The 15282-nt window shown below is 70.5% G+C and carries 12 protein-coding genes; 4 read left to right on the plus strand and 8 right to left on the minus strand.

The annotated features are described in order from the left end of the window. Positions 1–17: 17 nt before the first annotated feature. The 8 genes from OO70_RS19320 to OO70_RS19355 form a co-directional block, all read right to left on the minus strand. Complete coding sequence (locus OO70_RS19320) at positions 18–1064, minus strand: glycosyltransferase family 2 protein (protein ID WP_043672152.1); 1047 nt, start codon at positions 1062–1064, stop codon at positions 18–20. A 61-nt stretch (positions 1065–1125) separates the two neighbouring features. After that, a complete protein-coding gene (locus OO70_RS19325; protein WP_043672155.1) occupies positions 1126–4734 on the minus strand; it encodes a DUF4082 domain-containing protein in 3609 nt (1202 codons plus the stop codon). Between the two features lie 73 nt (positions 4735–4807). After that, the gene (locus OO70_RS19330) at positions 4808–5926 is read right to left on the minus strand and encodes a DegT/DnrJ/EryC1/StrS family aminotransferase (protein WP_043672158.1); all 1119 of its coding nucleotides are present in this window, start codon (positions 5924–5926) and stop codon (positions 4808–4810) included. Next, complete coding sequence (locus OO70_RS19335) at positions 5923–6612, minus strand: acetyltransferase (protein ID WP_043672162.1); 690 nt, start codon at positions 6610–6612, stop codon at positions 5923–5925. The genes OO70_RS19330 and OO70_RS19335 overlap by 4 nt, the downstream gene beginning before the upstream one ends. Then, entirely contained in the window at positions 6609–7748 is a 1140-nt protein-coding gene (locus OO70_RS19340; RefSeq protein ID WP_043672821.1) for a DegT/DnrJ/EryC1/StrS family aminotransferase, read from the minus strand. The genes OO70_RS19335 and OO70_RS19340 overlap by 4 nt, the downstream gene beginning before the upstream one ends. Continuing rightward, positions 7745–8719 (minus strand): NAD-dependent epimerase/dehydratase family protein, encoded by a 975-nt coding sequence (locus tag OO70_RS19345; RefSeq protein WP_043672165.1) that lies wholly within the window; start codon positions 8717–8719, stop codon positions 7745–7747. The genes OO70_RS19340 and OO70_RS19345 overlap by 4 nt, the downstream gene beginning before the upstream one ends. A 28-nt stretch (positions 8720–8747) precedes the next feature. After that, a complete protein-coding gene (locus OO70_RS19350; RefSeq protein ID WP_043672824.1) occupies positions 8748–9803 on the minus strand; it encodes a Gfo/Idh/MocA family protein in 1056 nt (351 codons plus the stop codon). A gap of 23 nt (positions 9804–9826) precedes the next feature. Then, on the minus strand, positions 9827–11266 hold the full coding sequence (locus tag OO70_RS19355) for a sugar transferase (protein WP_043672169.1): 1440 nt from the start codon (positions 11264–11266) through the stop codon (positions 9827–9829). Positions 11267–11550: 284 nt separating this feature from the next. Here OO70_RS19355 and OO70_RS19360 point away from each other — a divergent pair, with 284 nt between their 5' ends. The 4 genes from OO70_RS19360 (at position 11551) to OO70_RS19375 (ending at position 15158) form a co-directional block, all read left to right on the plus strand. After that, positions 11551–12399 carry a glycosyltransferase gene (locus OO70_RS19360; RefSeq protein ID WP_043672171.1) on the plus strand — a complete coding sequence of 283 codons (849 nt, stop codon included), beginning with the start codon at positions 11551–11553 and terminating at the stop codon, positions 12397–12399. 26 nt (positions 12400–12425) lie between these two features. Next, complete coding sequence (locus OO70_RS19365) at positions 12426–13799, plus strand: MFS transporter (RefSeq protein ID WP_043672174.1); 1374 nt, start codon at positions 12426–12428, stop codon at positions 13797–13799. Beyond that, on the plus strand, positions 13796–14845 hold the full coding sequence (locus tag OO70_RS19370) for a TolB-like translocation protein (protein ID WP_234336871.1): 1050 nt from the start codon (positions 13796–13798) through the stop codon (positions 14843–14845). Before OO70_RS19365 ends, OO70_RS19370 begins: the two co-directional genes overlap by 4 nt. Positions 14846–14906: 61 nt before the next feature. Beyond that, a complete protein-coding gene (locus OO70_RS19375; RefSeq protein WP_043672180.1) occupies positions 14907–15158 on the plus strand; it encodes a Smr/MutS family protein in 252 nt (83 codons plus the stop codon). Positions 15159–15282: the final 124 nt, after the last annotated feature.

The following is a 15282-nucleotide window of genomic DNA, read 5'->3' on the forward strand; positions in this document are numbered from 1 at the left end:
GCCGAACTGACGGTTCATCAGATACCGCGGCGCTTCCACGACTCCCACCACAGCCGCTCCCGCCCGCGCTCGAACACGGCCGACCACACCAGCGGCTGGAGATACGGCATCGCCTTGGCGCCGATCCGCCGCCGCAGCCGCAGGGAGCGGTACTCGGGCAGCGTCGCGAACTCCGGCAGGCACTCCTCGGCGAAGGCCACGCACTCGTCGACCGGTACGACACCGGTGCGCCCCCGGTCGTAGGCCCGGTAGGCCCGGCGCAGCGCGAAGCGGGCGAGCCGGGTGTGGACCTCGTGGGCCAGGCGCTCGGCCTGCGGCAGCCGGTCGGCGCACTTGACGAGCACCGAGTCGAAGGCGACGAGGCGTTGGCGCAGGTCGTCGAGCTGGCCGCCGAAGTCGGTCGTGGACATGTTCTTGCCGTGGACGCGGTAGAAGGCCTGGTCGGCGCCGCGTACATAGCCGACGTCGGCGTGTGCGGCGAGCCGCATCCACATCTCGATGTCGCCGGCGTGGGGCAGGGCCGGGTCGTAGCCGCCGACCTCGCGCTGAAGGCTCGTGCGGACGACGACTTCCGGTGAGGTGATGCAGCCGGTGCCCTCACGGAAGCGCCGCTCCAGCCACCACTGGCCGGGGTAGACGACGGACCCGGTGCCCCGGGTCCGGGCGGCCGGCAGCGGGCCGCCGTGCTGGAAGCGCAGGGGACGCCCGTAGGCGAAGCCGACCTCGGGGTGGGCGTCCAGGAGGGCGGCGGAGCGGACCAGCGCGCCCGGGACCAGCCGGTCGTCGGCGGAGAGGAGGGCCACGTAGTCGCCGTCGGCCCACTCCAGGAGGCCTTCGTTGTAGGTGGCGATGTGTCCCTTGTTGGTCTCGTGGACGCGGACCTCGATGCGCGGGTCGGCGGCGGCCAGCTTGTGCGCGGTCTCCGCCGAGTCGTCGGGCGAGGCGTCGTCGATGATGAGGACCCGGACGTCGACGCCGTCCTGCTCGTCCAGGACGCTGCTCACACAGTCGGCGAGGAAATGGCCGTACTTGTAGCAGGGGATCACAACACTGACGGTGGACATCGGTGGGGGGCCAATCCCCGGTGGCGGCCCCCGAGTTCGAGGGGGCCGCCATCGGTGGGTGCTAGTTCTTCTTCTTGCGGACGGTCTTGCTGGTCAGGGTCCAGCTGTGGGACTTCACCGTGTGGCGGCTCTTGTCCTTTGCCGTGACCGTGACCTTGAACCGCGTGCCGTCCGGCAGCGGGGCGGACAGGTGGACGGACACCTTGTGGGTGGCCCGGTCGTAGGAGACGACGGCGGTGACGTGCATCTTCCTGGCGGCCGCCGCCTTGGCGCCCGGCAGGACGGTCACGGTCGCCTTCACCGTCGACAGCTTGGTGCTGCTCGGCAGTGTCGTGACGAGGGCACTGGCCACATCGGCGGTGTGCGCCAGCGAGGACGCGGTCACCTCCGAGGCGGCGGTCTCCGCCGCCAGGGACCCGCTCGGGTCGTCGGCCGTGAAGACCGGGCCGACCCAGTAGTTCGCGGATCCGTACGAGCCATTGGGGAAGGCGACGTCCGAGCCGTAGCGGTAGAGACCGTTGTGCGACGACGTCGTGTCGGCGGTCGCGGTCAGCGGATAGGACTGGTGGGCCGCGGCGAAGTAGCCGCCGTCCACCGCGTAGTTGCCGTTGGGCGCGTGGTAGGAGACGACGTACGACGTGTCGGCGGTGATCGCCACCGGGGTGCCGAACGTCAGCGTCTGCCAGCCGGTGGCCGTCTCGCTGGTGAAGGTGCCCGACGCCAGCAGCGTGCCGTCGTTGGACCAGAGGCTGCCCGTGTGGGTGCCCGTGTTGCCGGTGCCCTTGTAGAAGGTGACGCCGGTGATCCAGCCGGCCGCCGAGGACTTGAACCGGGTGCCCAGTTCAAGGGAGTTGGAGTCACCGGTGACGTCGGTCGTGGCCGGCACCGTGGACGAGTTCCACAGGGTGCAGGGGCAGGTGACCGACGGCGGGGTGGAACTGGTGTGGAAGGTCCACGTCACCGGGGCCGTCATCGCGTTGCCCCACAGGTCGGAGGCCTGCACGGACGCGGTGTACGTGGTGTTGAGCTCCAGTTCCGTCGACGGGGTGAAGGTCGCCTTGTTCGACGCGGGCAGCGTCACGGCTCCCGGCACGGTGTTGCCGTCCGGGTCCTTCACGGTGAACGTCAGGCTGTCGGCGTCGATCGCCGAGCTGAAGGTCGCCGACACGGGCGCCGTGATCGACACCCCGGTCGCCCCGGACGTCGGGGAGGTCGAACTGACCGTGGGCGGCGTCGTACTGGCCGTCGAGGTGTCCAGCACCACGTCGACCCAGTAGTTGCTGCCCGAGGACGCCGAGGACGGGAAGGCGCTCGTCGAACCGTAGTGGTAGACGCCGTTGCCGCCGTCGGTGCCGGACTGGAGTGCCGTCAGCGGGGCCAGGCCCGCCGAGCTGTTGGTGAAGGCGCCGCCGTCGTAGGAGTAGCCGCCGTTGGGGGCGAAGTACGAGGCGACATAGGTGGTGTTGGCCTTGACGGTCACCGGGGTGGCGAAGTTCAGCTGCTGCCAGCCGGACGCCGTCTCATTGGTGAAGGTGCCGGTGGCCAGGCGGGTGCCGGAGGCGCTCCACAGGCTGCCGGTGTGGGTGCCGGTGTTGGCCGGCGACTTGTAGAAGCGGACGCCGGTGATCGAACCGGCCACCGTGGTACGGATCTTGACGCCGAGCTCCAGCGAGCTGCCGTCGCCCGCGTTGACGGTGCCTGGCACCGCCGAGGCCGGCCAGATGGAGCAGGGGCAGGCCTGCGGGCCGACGGTCACCGGGACGGTGGTGACGGCGCCCATGTTGACGCTGTCGTCCACCGCGCGGACCTTGATGGACTCCGAACCCGGGGCCGTCGGCGTCCAGCTGTAGCTCCAGGACGTCAGACCGCTGGCGGCGTTCCAGGTCGTGCCGCCGTCGGTGGACACCTCGACGCGGGCCACCACGCCCCCGCCGGAGTCGGCGGCGGTACCGGTGACGGTGACCGCCTTCAGCGCCGGGACGGTGACCCCGGAGGCCGGGCTCGTCACCGTGACGGTCGGGCCGGTGGTGTCGGTGGATGCCGTGGCGGCGACGAGGTTGCTCTGCAGGGTCAGCGGCTGCACGCCCATGTCGGCGAGGACGTTCGCGGTCGCCTGCTGCATCCGGGAGTCCTCGGTGACCACCGTGTCATCGGGGTTGTACGTCGGGATGTTGGTCAGACCCCACGACCACTGCACGGTCCCCGCCCCGAACACCAGGGCCCCGGAGTCCTGGTCGCGGAACTCGACGAGATTGTGCGTCGCGGTGCCGTTGCCGTAGACGTTGCCCCAGTCCATCCGCAGCTTGGCGTCCTGGATGTCCACCGTCGTGGAGGACAGGTCGATCGCGCCGGCGGGTCTGGTGCTGTTGCTGATGTCGCTGTCCCACTCGTAGCCGAGCGTCCCGGTCGGGAAGGTCGCGGTCTGGCTCGAAGTGAGGCTCGCGATCGAGGTGTTGCGCCACAGCCGGTTCTTGCCGTACGACCCCGGGACCGTGATGGCGTCGCTGCGGTAGCCGTTGACCGTGAACATGGAGCCGGTGAGGATGTTCGGCGGCTGGTAGGTCTGCCCGTAGTTCGTGCTCGTCGGGTCCATCCAGGTGCCGGTCCAGGTGCCGCTCGGGTCGGCGATGCCGTTGGACTGCGCCATCTTGGTCATCTTGTAGCAGACCAGGGTGCGGTCGGCGGTGTTCGTGCCGTCGATGCTCGGGGCGAGCCGGGTCTTCCAGAAGACCTCGTTGCCACTGAAGAAGGCCTGCCGGACACCTGCTTTTCTGGCCGCCAGGACGTTGGAGTACTGGCTCTGCGTCCAGTACTCGTCGTGCCCGGAGGACAGGTACACCTTGTGTTTCTCCAGCTGGGTGGCGCCGTTCGACGCCGACACGTCCACGCCCGAGGTGTAGCTGAGGTCGTAGCCGTTGCGTTCCAGCCAGGACAGCATCATGTACTCGGAGCCGTAGATGCCGTTGTCGCCGCCGATGTCCAACGGCCGGTTGTAACTGACCTCGTAGGCGCGGCCGTCCGGCGCGGGACCGGCGCCGCCGTAGAGGTCCTGGCCGCCGTAGTCGTTGTAGGCCTGCCAGGTCTGGTCGCTGGTCTGCACGACGATGTCGGAGGTGCTGGAGTCGTTGCGCACCACGAACGGGTACGGCATCAGGCCGTCGCCGTCGGTCTGCGTGAGGTTCGCGATGTAGAGGCCGGACACGGCGTCGCTGGGAACGGTCCAGCTCGCGGTCACGGGCCAGTTGCCGCAGTCGACGAGGCCGGTGTTCTTGGTGGTGCAACTGGCCGGGCTGCTCGTGTAGTTGGCGGGATAGGTCACCGCCGCCTGGGCCGCGGTCGACATCTGCCGCGCGCCGTCGCCGCCGTACCAGCCCAGTCGGTAGATCTGGACGTTGTACGAGGACTTCGACTGGATCTTGAACTGGACGGTGTCACCGGCCTGGACGCTCTCCTTGGTGGAGAAGCCCTTGATGTCGCCGTAGGCGTTGGGCGAGAACCAGTCGGACTTGGGGCTGCCCGTCTTGGAGTTCTCGCAGACGATCGGGTTCGAGCCCGTTCCGCACGGATCGGATGCCGCCTGGGCGGGGACGGCCTGCGGAAGCACCGTCCATATCAATGCTGCGATGACGGCGAGGCGGCCGCCCCGGAGCCGTCTGCTCCATCTTTTCATGTGTACCTCTCAGCGGTGCTGTGCTGGACCGACCCCTGGGGGCGGGTCGTGGTGCTGAAACTCGGGGGACCGGTCAGCGGCCGAGCGCGTCGGTGAACACGTCGACGACGCGTTGCTGCTGGTCGGGGGTGATCTGCGGGTACAGCGGAAGCGACAGGATCCGGTCCGCCGCCTGCTCGGCGTGCGGGAAGTCGCCGCGGGCGTGGCCGAGATGGCGGTACGCCTCGGTGAGATGGACCGGGGCCGGGTAGTGCACCCCGGCGCCGATGCCCTCGGCATTCAGCTTGCCGACGACGGCGTCACGGTCCGCGTCGGCGACCTGCACGACGTACAGGTGCCAGACGGGGAGGTTGCCGGGCGCCGTCACGGGGAGGACGACCCGTCCGGCGTCGGCGAGTTCGGCGAGCAGCGCGTCGTAGCGGGCGGCGGCCGTGCGCCGGGCCTCGTTGCCGGCCGCGAGCCGGGTCAGCTTCGCGCGCAGGACGACGGCCTGGAGTCCGTCCAGGCGGCTGTTGAACCCGGGTACGTCGTGGCGGTACTTGGCGACTCCGCCGTGGTTCGCGATCGCCCGTACCAGGCCCGCGAGTTCCTCGTCGTCGGTGAGCACCGCGCCCGCGTCGCCGTAGGCGCCGAGGTTCTTGCCCGGGTAGAAGCTGGTGGCCGCGATGCCGCCGCTGCCCGGGGTCCGGCCGTCGCGGGTGGCGCCCTGGCACTGCGCGGCGTCCTCCACGACCCGTACATGGTCGGGCAGTTGGGCCACCAATGGCGTCACGTCGGCCAGCTGCCCGTACAGGTGCACCGGCACGACCGCGCGGGTGGCCGGGCCGACCGCGTCCAACGCGGCCTGCGGGTCGAGCAGATACGTGTCGGGCAGGCAGTCCGCCAGGACGGGTCGCGCACCGATCCGCGCCACCGCGCCCGCGGTGGCGATGAAGGTGTTGGCGGGGATCACGACCTCGTCGCCGGGCCCCACCCCACTTGCGCGCAGGGCGAGTTCGACGGCGTCGGTGCCGTTGGCGACGCCCACGCAGTGCGCGACCCCGCCGAAGTCGGCGTACTCGCGCTCGAAGGCCCCCACCTCGTCGCCGCCGATGAACGCGGTGTTCGCCAACACCCGCTCAAAACCTGCGCGTACGTCGTCGGCGACCTCGGCGTGGGCCGCCTTCAGATCCACCAGCGGTATGTGGTTCATGCGACTGGTCCCCCCAGTTGCTGTGTCGACAGTTCGTCCAGCGCGGGCGCGGACGCCTCGCGCAGTCTGCGGGCCGGGCTCCCCGCCCAGACCTCGCCCGGCGGTACGTCGCCGAGCACCGTGCTCCCCATCCCGATCAGTGACCAGGCGCCGACCGTCGTGCCCTCCCTGACCAGGGCACCGGACCCCACATAGGCACCGCGTTCCAGCCGTGCCCCGCCCCCCAGGCGGACGCCGGACGCGAGCGTGGCGAAGTCCTCGACCACGTCGTCGTGGGTGAGGACGACCTGCGGCATCACCGCGACATGCGCGCCGACATGGACGGCGGCGGTCAGGACGCAGTGCGCGAGCAGGACCGAACCGGGGCCGACCGTAGAGGACCTGGACACCGAGACCGTCGGGTGGACCACGGTGGCGTAGCGCTCCGCGGGGAGGGCGAGCCTGCGGACCAGCCGGGCGCGGGCCGCGTAGTCCCCGGGGTTGCCCACGCAGATCACCACCCGGGCATAGGGCATCTCGTGGACCAGGTCGCAGCCGCCGAGGACGGGGACGCCGGCCACGTCGGTGCCGTGCAGGGCGGGGTTGTCGTCGAGGTGCCCGAGCAGCTTGAACTCCCCCGCGTCCGCCACGGTTTGAGCCGTCTCCCGCGCGAATCCGCCCGCGCCAACGATGACAAGTCCGTTCATCTTCGGGCCTGTTCGCGCAGCGCCGCCACGACACGGTCCTGCTGGGCCTCGGTCATGGTGTGGAACAGCGGCAGGATCAGCGAGTCGCGGCTGATTCGCTCGGTGACCGGCAGTGGTACGGCGGGGTGGTCCGCGTAGGCGGGTTCGAGGTGCGAGGCCATGATGCCGCGCCGGGCCGAGACACCGGCTTCGGAGAGCGCGGCGAGCAGGTCGTCGCGGCCGACGGGGAAGTCCTCGGCCAACTGCACCCAGTAGGACTGGAAGTTGCTCTGCCCGTGCGCGGGATCGGTGACGGGGGTGAGGCCGGGGATGCCCTGCAGCAACTCGTCGTAGCGGGCGGCCAGTTCGCGGCGGCGGGTGATCATCGCGTCGAGCTTGCCGAGCTGGACGAGGCCGATCGCGGCCTGGACGTCCGTCATCCGGTAGTTGTAGCCGACCTCCAAGTACTGCTCCAGCACGGGCTTGTTGCTCGCGTGGCGCTCGGCGGCCGAGGCGCTCATGCCGTGCTCGCGCAGCCGGCGCAGGCGTGCCGCCCACTCGGCGTCGTCGGTGGTGATCATGCCGCCCTCGCCGGTGGTGACGACCTTGCGCGGGTGGAAGGACCAGGCCGCGATCAGCGCGCCGTGTCCCACCGGCTTGCCGCCGACGGTCGAGCCGATGGCGCAGGCCGCGTCCTCGACGAGCGGGAGGTCCCAGTCGGCGCAGGCGGCGCGCAGGGCATGCACATCGGCGGGCACGCCACCCTGGTGGACGACAAGTACCGCCCTGGTACGGGGAGTTCGGACGGCGTCCACGGTGGCCGTCGTCAGGTTGCCGGTGTCGGGGTCGACGTCCGCGAACACCGGTTCGGCCCCGACGTAGCGCACGGCGTTGGCGGTGGCGATGAACGACAGCGAGGGGACGACGACCTCGTCGCCGGGGCCGAGGCCGAGCGCGACGAGCGAGAGGTGCAGGGCGGTGGTGCACGAGCTGACGGCGATGCCGTGCTCGGCGCCGACCCGCTCGGCGAAGGCCTGCTCGAAGGCGGCGACCCGGGGCCCTTGGGCGACCCACCCGGACAGCACGGCGTCGGAGGCGGCCTTCGCCTCGTCCTCACCGAGCCAGGGGATCATCACCGGAATGCGGTCGGTGCTCACTTGGCCGCCTCCCGCTCCGCGCGCCACCACTCCACCAGGTCCTTGAGGCCCGTCCGCAGATCGATCCGTGCCGTGAAGCCGAGCCGCTCGGCGGCCTGCGAGGTGTCGGCCAGCCGCCGGGACACCCCGTTCACCGCGCGGGCGGGCCCGTGCTCCGGCTCCAGGCCCGACGCGCCCATCGCCTCCAGCAGGCCGTCGGCGAGGTCGCGCAGCGAAGTCTCCGCACCGCAGGCGATGTTGAAGACCTCGTCGGTGAGATCCGACTCGGCGGCCAGCAGGTTGGCCCTGGCGATGTCGCGGACGTCGACGAAGTCCATGGTCTGCGTGCCGTCGCCGAGGATCAGCGGCGGCTCGCCCGCCTCGATGCGCTCCATCCAGCGGATGAGCACCTCGGTGTACAGGCCGTGGATGTCCATGCGGGGGCCGTAGACGTTGAAGTAGCGCAGCGCCACGTAGTCCAGTCCGTACATGGCGTGGAAGCTGCGCAGCATGCCCTCGTTGAAGGCCTTGGCCGCGCCGTAGAACGTGTCGTTGTTGTACGCGTGGTGGCGTTCGGTCGTCGGGAAGGTCTCGGCCATGCCGTAGACGGAGGCCGAGGAGGAGGCGATGACCTTGCCGACTCCGGCCTCGACGGCCGCCTCCAGGACGTTGAAGGTGCCGTCGACCAACACCTCGTTGGCGAGCCGGGGTTCCTCCGCGCACTGGGTGATGCGGATCGCGGCGAGGTGGAAGACGAGGTCGGCGCCCTCGGTGGCCTTCCGTACGGTGTCGGCGTCCCGGATGTCGCCCTCGACGACCTCGACCACGCCGCTGGGCAGGGCCTGGGCGAGGTTGGCCCGCCGCCCGCGCACGAAGTTGTCGAGTACGACGATCTCGCGGGCGCCGCCCTCGGCCAGGAGGTCGACGAGGTTGGAGCCGATGGTGCCCGCTCCTCCGGTGACCAGGATCTTCTTGCCGCGTACGCTGCTCAACTGCTGTGCCCTCTCGATGGTTTGGTGGTCAACGCCCGGCGCGCAGGCCGACGACCGCGCCCTTGAACGCGAGACTTCGCGACGCCGCTTCCAGAATGTCCAGCACCCGCAGACCCGCCCGGCCGTCGGTCAGCGGCGGACGGCCCTCGCCGATCGCGTCGGCGAACTCGTCGACCATGCCGCGCAGCGCCTCCTTCTCGCCGAGGGCGGGGGCGACCATGTCTCCGGAGCGGTAGGAGACGAGCATGTCCCGGCGTTCGTCCGCGCCGATCTCCTGGGGCGCGGCCAGATCCACTCCGCGGTCGTAGACCGCCACGCGCTGGAGGGGGTTGAGGTCGTCCCACACCAGGGTGCGTTTGGCGCCGCCCACCATGGTGGTGCGGACCTTGGTCGGGGAGAGCCAGTTGACGTGCACGTGGGCGATGGCCCCCGTGTTGAGCTGGAGCGTCAGATAGGCCACGCAGGCCTGTCCCGCACCGATGGGGTCGGCGCCGTGGGCGGCGACGGCGACCGGTTCGACGTTGTCGGGGAGGATGAAGTCGAGGATCGACAGGTCGTGCGGGGCGAGGTCCCACATCACGTCGATGTCCTTCTGGACGAGCCCGAGGTTGATGCGGACCGAGTCGACGAAGTGGATCTCGCCGAGTTCGCCGGAGCGGACCAGCTCCCGGATGCGGCCCACCGCCGGGGTGTAGCAGTAGGTGTGGTCGCACATCAGGGTGAGCCCGCGCTCCTCCGCCTCGGTGACCAGCCGCATCCCGTCGGCGTAGGTCGCCGCGAGGGGCTTCTCCACGAGGACGTGCTTTCCGGCGCGCAGGGCGGCCAGGGCGATGTCGAGGTGGGTGCCGGCGGGCGTGGCCACGGCGACGGCGGCGACGGTCGGGTCGGCGAGGACGGCCGCGTAGTCGGCGGTGGCCTGGACCGTCGAGTAGCCGCCGAGGACCCGCTGGGCGCGGTCCACGTCGAGGTCGCACAGCCAGCGCAGCCGGAACCGCTCACTGGCCTGGAAGTTGCGCACGAGGTTGGGCCCCCAGTAGCCGGCCCCGACGACCGCGACCCCCAACGGCTCCCTGGTCTGCGTCACTTGGTTCTTCTCCCCTTGGTCCATCAGTAGGCCCCCGTTCCGCGCACCACCGCGGAGCCGGTGCGCAGCAGAATCTCCAGGTCGAGTCCCATCGACCAGTTGTCCACGTAGCCGAGGTCGAGCCGGACCGCCTCGTCCCAGGGCAGGTCGGAGCGGCCGCTGACCTGCCACAGCCCGGTCAGGCCGGGCTTCACGAGCAGCCGGCGCTTGACCTCCGGGGTGTACTCCTCCACCTCCTCGGGCAGCGGGGGGCGGGGGCCGACGAGCGACATGTGGCCGCCGATCACGTTGATCAGCTGCGGCAGTTCGTCGAGCGAGGTGCGGCGCAGGAACGAGCCGACGCGGGTGATGCGCGGGTCCTGCTTCACCTTGAACAGCAGGCCGTCGCTGTTCTCGTTGAGGTGCTCCAGCTCCGCCCGCAGGTCCTCCGAGTCCGTCCGCATCGTGCGGAACTTCAGCATCGTGAAGTAGTCGCCGTAGCGGCCCGCCCGTTGCTGCCGGAACAGGGCGGGACCGGAGCTGTCCAGCCGGACGATCAGGCAGATCAGCATCATGGGCAGGGCGAGGAGCGCGAGGAGCAGTGCCGCGAGCGTCCGGTCCAGGGCTTCCTTGGGGAGCCGGGAGGTCCGGGAGAGGTTCGGCGCCTGCACCCGCACCAGCGGTACCCCGTTGGTGGGCCGTACCTCCAGGCGGGAGGCGGAGACGTCGGTCAGTACGGGGGCCAGCAGGAAGTCGACGCCCTGCACGGCGGCCGTCCAGGACATCCGGCGCAGGACGGCGGCGTCGAACTCGGGGGCGGGCAGCGCCACCACGGTGCCGATGCCCAGGGCCTGGATGACGTCGTTCATGTTGCCGACGCCGCCGAGGACGGGGAGGCCCAGCTTGCGTATCTCGGCGGCGTTCTCCGGATCGCTCAGGCACACCCCGGCGGCGTGCAGTTCCTGGGCTCCGCCGCGCCGCAGCACGGCGACCAGGTCAGCGACACCGCGGGCCGGTCCGACGATGAGCGTCGCGCTGCCGCCCCGGCCCCGCGCCCATCGTCTGTGCAGTCTGCGGCGCAGCGCGTAGCGGACGGGAAGGGCGATCGCGACGGCCGGTATCGCAGCCATGACCATGTCATGAAGGAGGCCCGAATCGTGGGTGAACAACCAGTACGCGGCCACGGCCAGCGCGGGCAGTGCGACGGCTCCGCGAAGCACCCGTCGGTACTCCTCGGTGCCCAGGCCCAGGGCGCTGCGGTCGTAGGTGCGGTGGGCGAGCATGGCCGCGATCCACGTCGGGGGCAGCACCAGGGCCACCGTCCAGCGGCCGTAGGCCGCGTGGATCACGAAGGCGGCGGCGACAGCGGCGAAGCTGTCCGCGACCAGCAGGACTATCCGGTACTTGTGTTCCCACCGTCTTCGCCGAGCTTCCGGAGTTCTGCGTTCCACAACCAGCAGCTCATGCGTGACCTCAATGGTCATGGCCCCCCACCACATGCGCGGTTACCGATGTGCTCTCCCACACAACGGCACAGAAGAAAAACGAGGGAGCTTCAGCGGTTCCCCAACCACCTCATGCGCCCTGCATGTTGGTCACTGCCTGTTTCGCACCTGTTGCACGACCTCGTATCCTGACCTTCGGTCAGGATTGAGTTCCCCACCCAAACCGGTGCGGCGGCCCTCAATCTAGACCACCGACCGCAGTCACGGGAACACTTGGACGAAACACACATCGCAATAGAGACACCGACGGCATACTGCACCAGGTGACGAGCATTGTGATACCGGCCCACAACGAGGCGCGAGTCATCGGCCGGCTCCTGGATTCACTGTTGGCCGATTCTCGCGGGGACGAACCCGACATCGTGGTGGTGTGCAACGGCTGTACGGACGACACCGCGCGGATCGCGGCCGAACGCGGCCCGCGGGTCCGGGTGGTGGAGATCCCCACCCCCTCCAAGCACACCGCTCTGCGGACGGGCGACGACCACGCACGCGGCTTCCCGCGCCTGTACGTGGACGCCGACGTGGTGATCGCGGGCGCCGACGTACGGGCCCTGACCGGACCCCTGGACGACGACACGTCGGGCATCCTCGCCACCGCCCCCGAGCGGCGCATCCCGCTGGCCGACTGCGTTTGGCGGGTTCGCGCCTACTACCAGGTGTGGCAGCGCCTGCCCGCCGTACGCGAGGGGCTGTTCGGCCGGGGCGTGATCGCGGTCTCCAAGGCCGGGCACGCGCGGATCGCCGCCCTGCCCCCGCTGATGGCGGACGACCTGGCCGCATCCCTGGCGTTCGCCCCCGAGGAGCGGCTCGTGGTCGGTGCGGCCAGTGTCGTGGTCCACCCGCCGCGCACCTGGCCGGATCTGATCCGACGGCGGATCCGGGCTACGGTGTCCACCGCCCAGGTCGAGGAACAGCAGGAGCCGGCACAGGCCTCGGCACGCACGAGCAAGGCGGACCTGATCGCCCTGCTCCGCCGGGAGCCGAGGCTGATCATGGGGGTCGTAGTCTTCGTCGCGGCCGCAGTGGTCGCGCGGCGAAGGGCCGAAAAAGCAATCCGGGCACAGGACTTCGGCACCTGGCTACGGGACGAGAGCAGTCGGCAGAACTGACCGCACCGCACCTGGAGTCCTCGCACATGTACCTCACCGACCGCTCCACACCGCCGAGGGCGGACAGCGGACAGCGCCGAAGACGCGGCCTGGGATCCCGGGCCGCCCCGGTCGTGTTCGTCCTGGGCACGGTCAGCCTCATCACCGACATCTCCTCGGAGATGGTCACCGCCGTCCTGCCGCTCTACCTCGTCACCACCCTCGGCTTCAGCCCGCTGGGCTTCGGCGCCCTCGACGGCGTATACAACGGCGTCAGCGCGCTGGTCCAGCTCATCGGCGGCCACCTCGCCGACCGGGTGCGCAACCACAAGCTGATAGCCGGCCTCGGCTACGGCCTGTCCGCGCTGTGCAAACCGCTGCTCCTGTTCGCCGGCAGCATCGGCACCCTCGGCACGGTCCTCGCCCTGGAACGCACCGGCAAGGGCCTGCGCACCGCCCCGCGCGACGCGATGATCTCCCTGTCCACCCCGCCCGAGAACCAGGGCCGGGCCTTCGGCGTACACCGCGCGATGGACACCACCGGCGCGATGCTCGGCCCCCTGGCGGCCTTCTTCATCCTCCGCGCGGCCACCGACGGCTACGACGCCGTCTTCGGCGTGAGCGCGTGCGTCGCCGCGCTCGGCGTGCTCGTCCTGGTGCTGTTCGTCCCCGGCAAGCAGCGGGGCGCACAGGCCGAGACACCCAGTGCGGTCGCAGCCGAGACGGACACCGACCGGCCTCTCGACGCACGCACCGTGCCGGCGCCACGCGACGAACAGCAGAACGCGCAACCGGCTGAGCCGAGTACAGCAACCGGCAAGCGCCCCGTCGACCTCCGCGAAGCGTTCGCCCTGCTACGGCTGCCACGCCTGCGGGCGCTCGCGGGCTGTGCCGCGCTGCTCGGCCTGACCACCGTCAGCGACGCCTTCGTCTACCTGCTCCTGCAACGGCGCGCCGGGATCGGCGAACAGTGGTTCACGCTGCTGCCGTTGGGCACCGCCGTGGTGTTCCTGCTCCTGGCGATGCCCGTCGGCGCGCTGGCCGACCGGATCGGCCGACGCACGGTGTTCCTGGCCGGGCACGCGATCCTGCTCACCGCCTACACCCTCCTCCTCTGGGCCCCGGCCACACCGGTGCTCCCCCCGCTCGTGCTCGCCCTGCACGGCATGTTCTACGCGGCCACCGACGGCGTGCTCCCGGCCGCGCTCGCCGACATCGTGCCCGAGCAACTGCGCGCCAGCGGCCTCGCCATCGTCGGCACCGCCCAGGCACTGGCCCGGTTCTGCTGCTCGCTGGCCTTCGGCGCCGCCTGGACCGTGTGGGGGGACGGCCCCGCGCTCGCCGGCGCGGCGGTCGGCCTGCTGGCCTGCGCGTCCGTCGCGGGCATGGTGCTGCGACCGACCGCCGGAACCCGATCATGACCACCACAGCCTCAGGGAACCAGATGCCACCGCTCCGCCGCCGCCTGATCGTCCTCGTCACGGCGGTCCTGCTCCTCACCGGCCTCGGCACGGGCGTGGTCCTGCACGCGGCCGCCCGCGCGGACCGGGCGAACAAGCCGCGCTCCGGCGACCCGGCCGTCAGCACGGGCACGTTGACGCTCGACCAGAAACGCCGCCTGACCTTCGTCAACGCGGCAGCCGGCCCCCACCGCACCGCGGTCGCCTCGGTCCCGTCCGCCGACCCCGGGGGCGGACGGACCGCCTCGAACCTGAAGTGCGTACGGTTCTACGCGGCGGCCGGCACCGGCATCTGCCTCCAGTCCACCCCCGGCGTCCTCCGGCAGAGCAACCGCGCCCTGCTCCTGGACGCGAACCTCCGTACCCTGCGCAGCTTCCCGCTCGCGGGCACCCCCAGCCGGGCCCGGGTCTCACCGAGCGGCCGGTTCGTCGCCTGGACCGTCTTCGTCTCCGGCGAGTCCTACTCGTCCGCGTTCTTCTCCACCCGGACCTCGGTCCTGGACACCCGCACGATGAAGCTGACGCCCAGTCTGGAGACGTTCTCCATCACCCTGGACGGCAAGCCGTACCACGCCTCGGACATCAACTTCTGGGGCGTCACCTTCGCCTCCGACGACGACACGTTCTACGCCACACTCAACACCGCCAACAAGACGTACCTGGTCCGGGGTTCCCTCTCCCGCAAGTCGGTCACCACGCTGATCCAGAACGTCGAATGCCCCTCACTCTCCCCCGACGGAACGAGGGTCGCCTTCAAGAAGCGGGTCCTGTCCCGCACGGACCTGTGGCACGAGTACGTCCTCGACCTCGGCACCCTGCGCGAGACGCCCCTCGCCGAACGCCACAGCGTCGACGACCAGGCCACCTGGCTCGACAACGACACCGTCGCCTACGCGCTCCCCACCAACGGCAAGGTCGGCACCACCGACCTGTGGAGCGTCCCGGCGAACGGCACGGGCAGGCCACGCCTGCTGATCGCGGACGCCTCTTCCCCGGCGCCGCTGTAGGAGGATCACCTACGCCGCGCCGGGCACCGACGCCGGCCGGCGACCGACCACATCGGAGGCGATGGCCCTGATCACCCTGGATCTGCACCCGTTCTTCCGCAGCGACCGCGACATCGACACGGCCTTGCGGCAGACCCTGTTCAAGGCCGCCGCGACCGGGGTCGACATCGTCCAGATCATCCCGGGCAAGGGAACGGGCCAGCTCAAGAAGCGCGTGCTGGCCGTGCTGGCGCAGAAGCACCTCAAGAAGCTCTACGCCCGCGTGGAGGCCGATCCGACCAACGCCGGCCGGATCCTGGTCCACCTGCGCTGACTCCGTAAACAGTTGGTCTAGTCCTCTTGACGGTGCCCTCCGTCAGCGGTTTGGTATGTACCAATATCCCGCACGGCTCACCCCCACCACTCCGCGCCCCATTGGGCATCCCCGAGAGGGGTAC

The organism is Streptomyces xylophagus (genome assembly GCF_000716435.1).
Taxonomy (GTDB): Bacteria; Actinomycetota; Actinomycetes; order Streptomycetales; family Streptomycetaceae; genus Streptomyces; species Streptomyces xylophagus.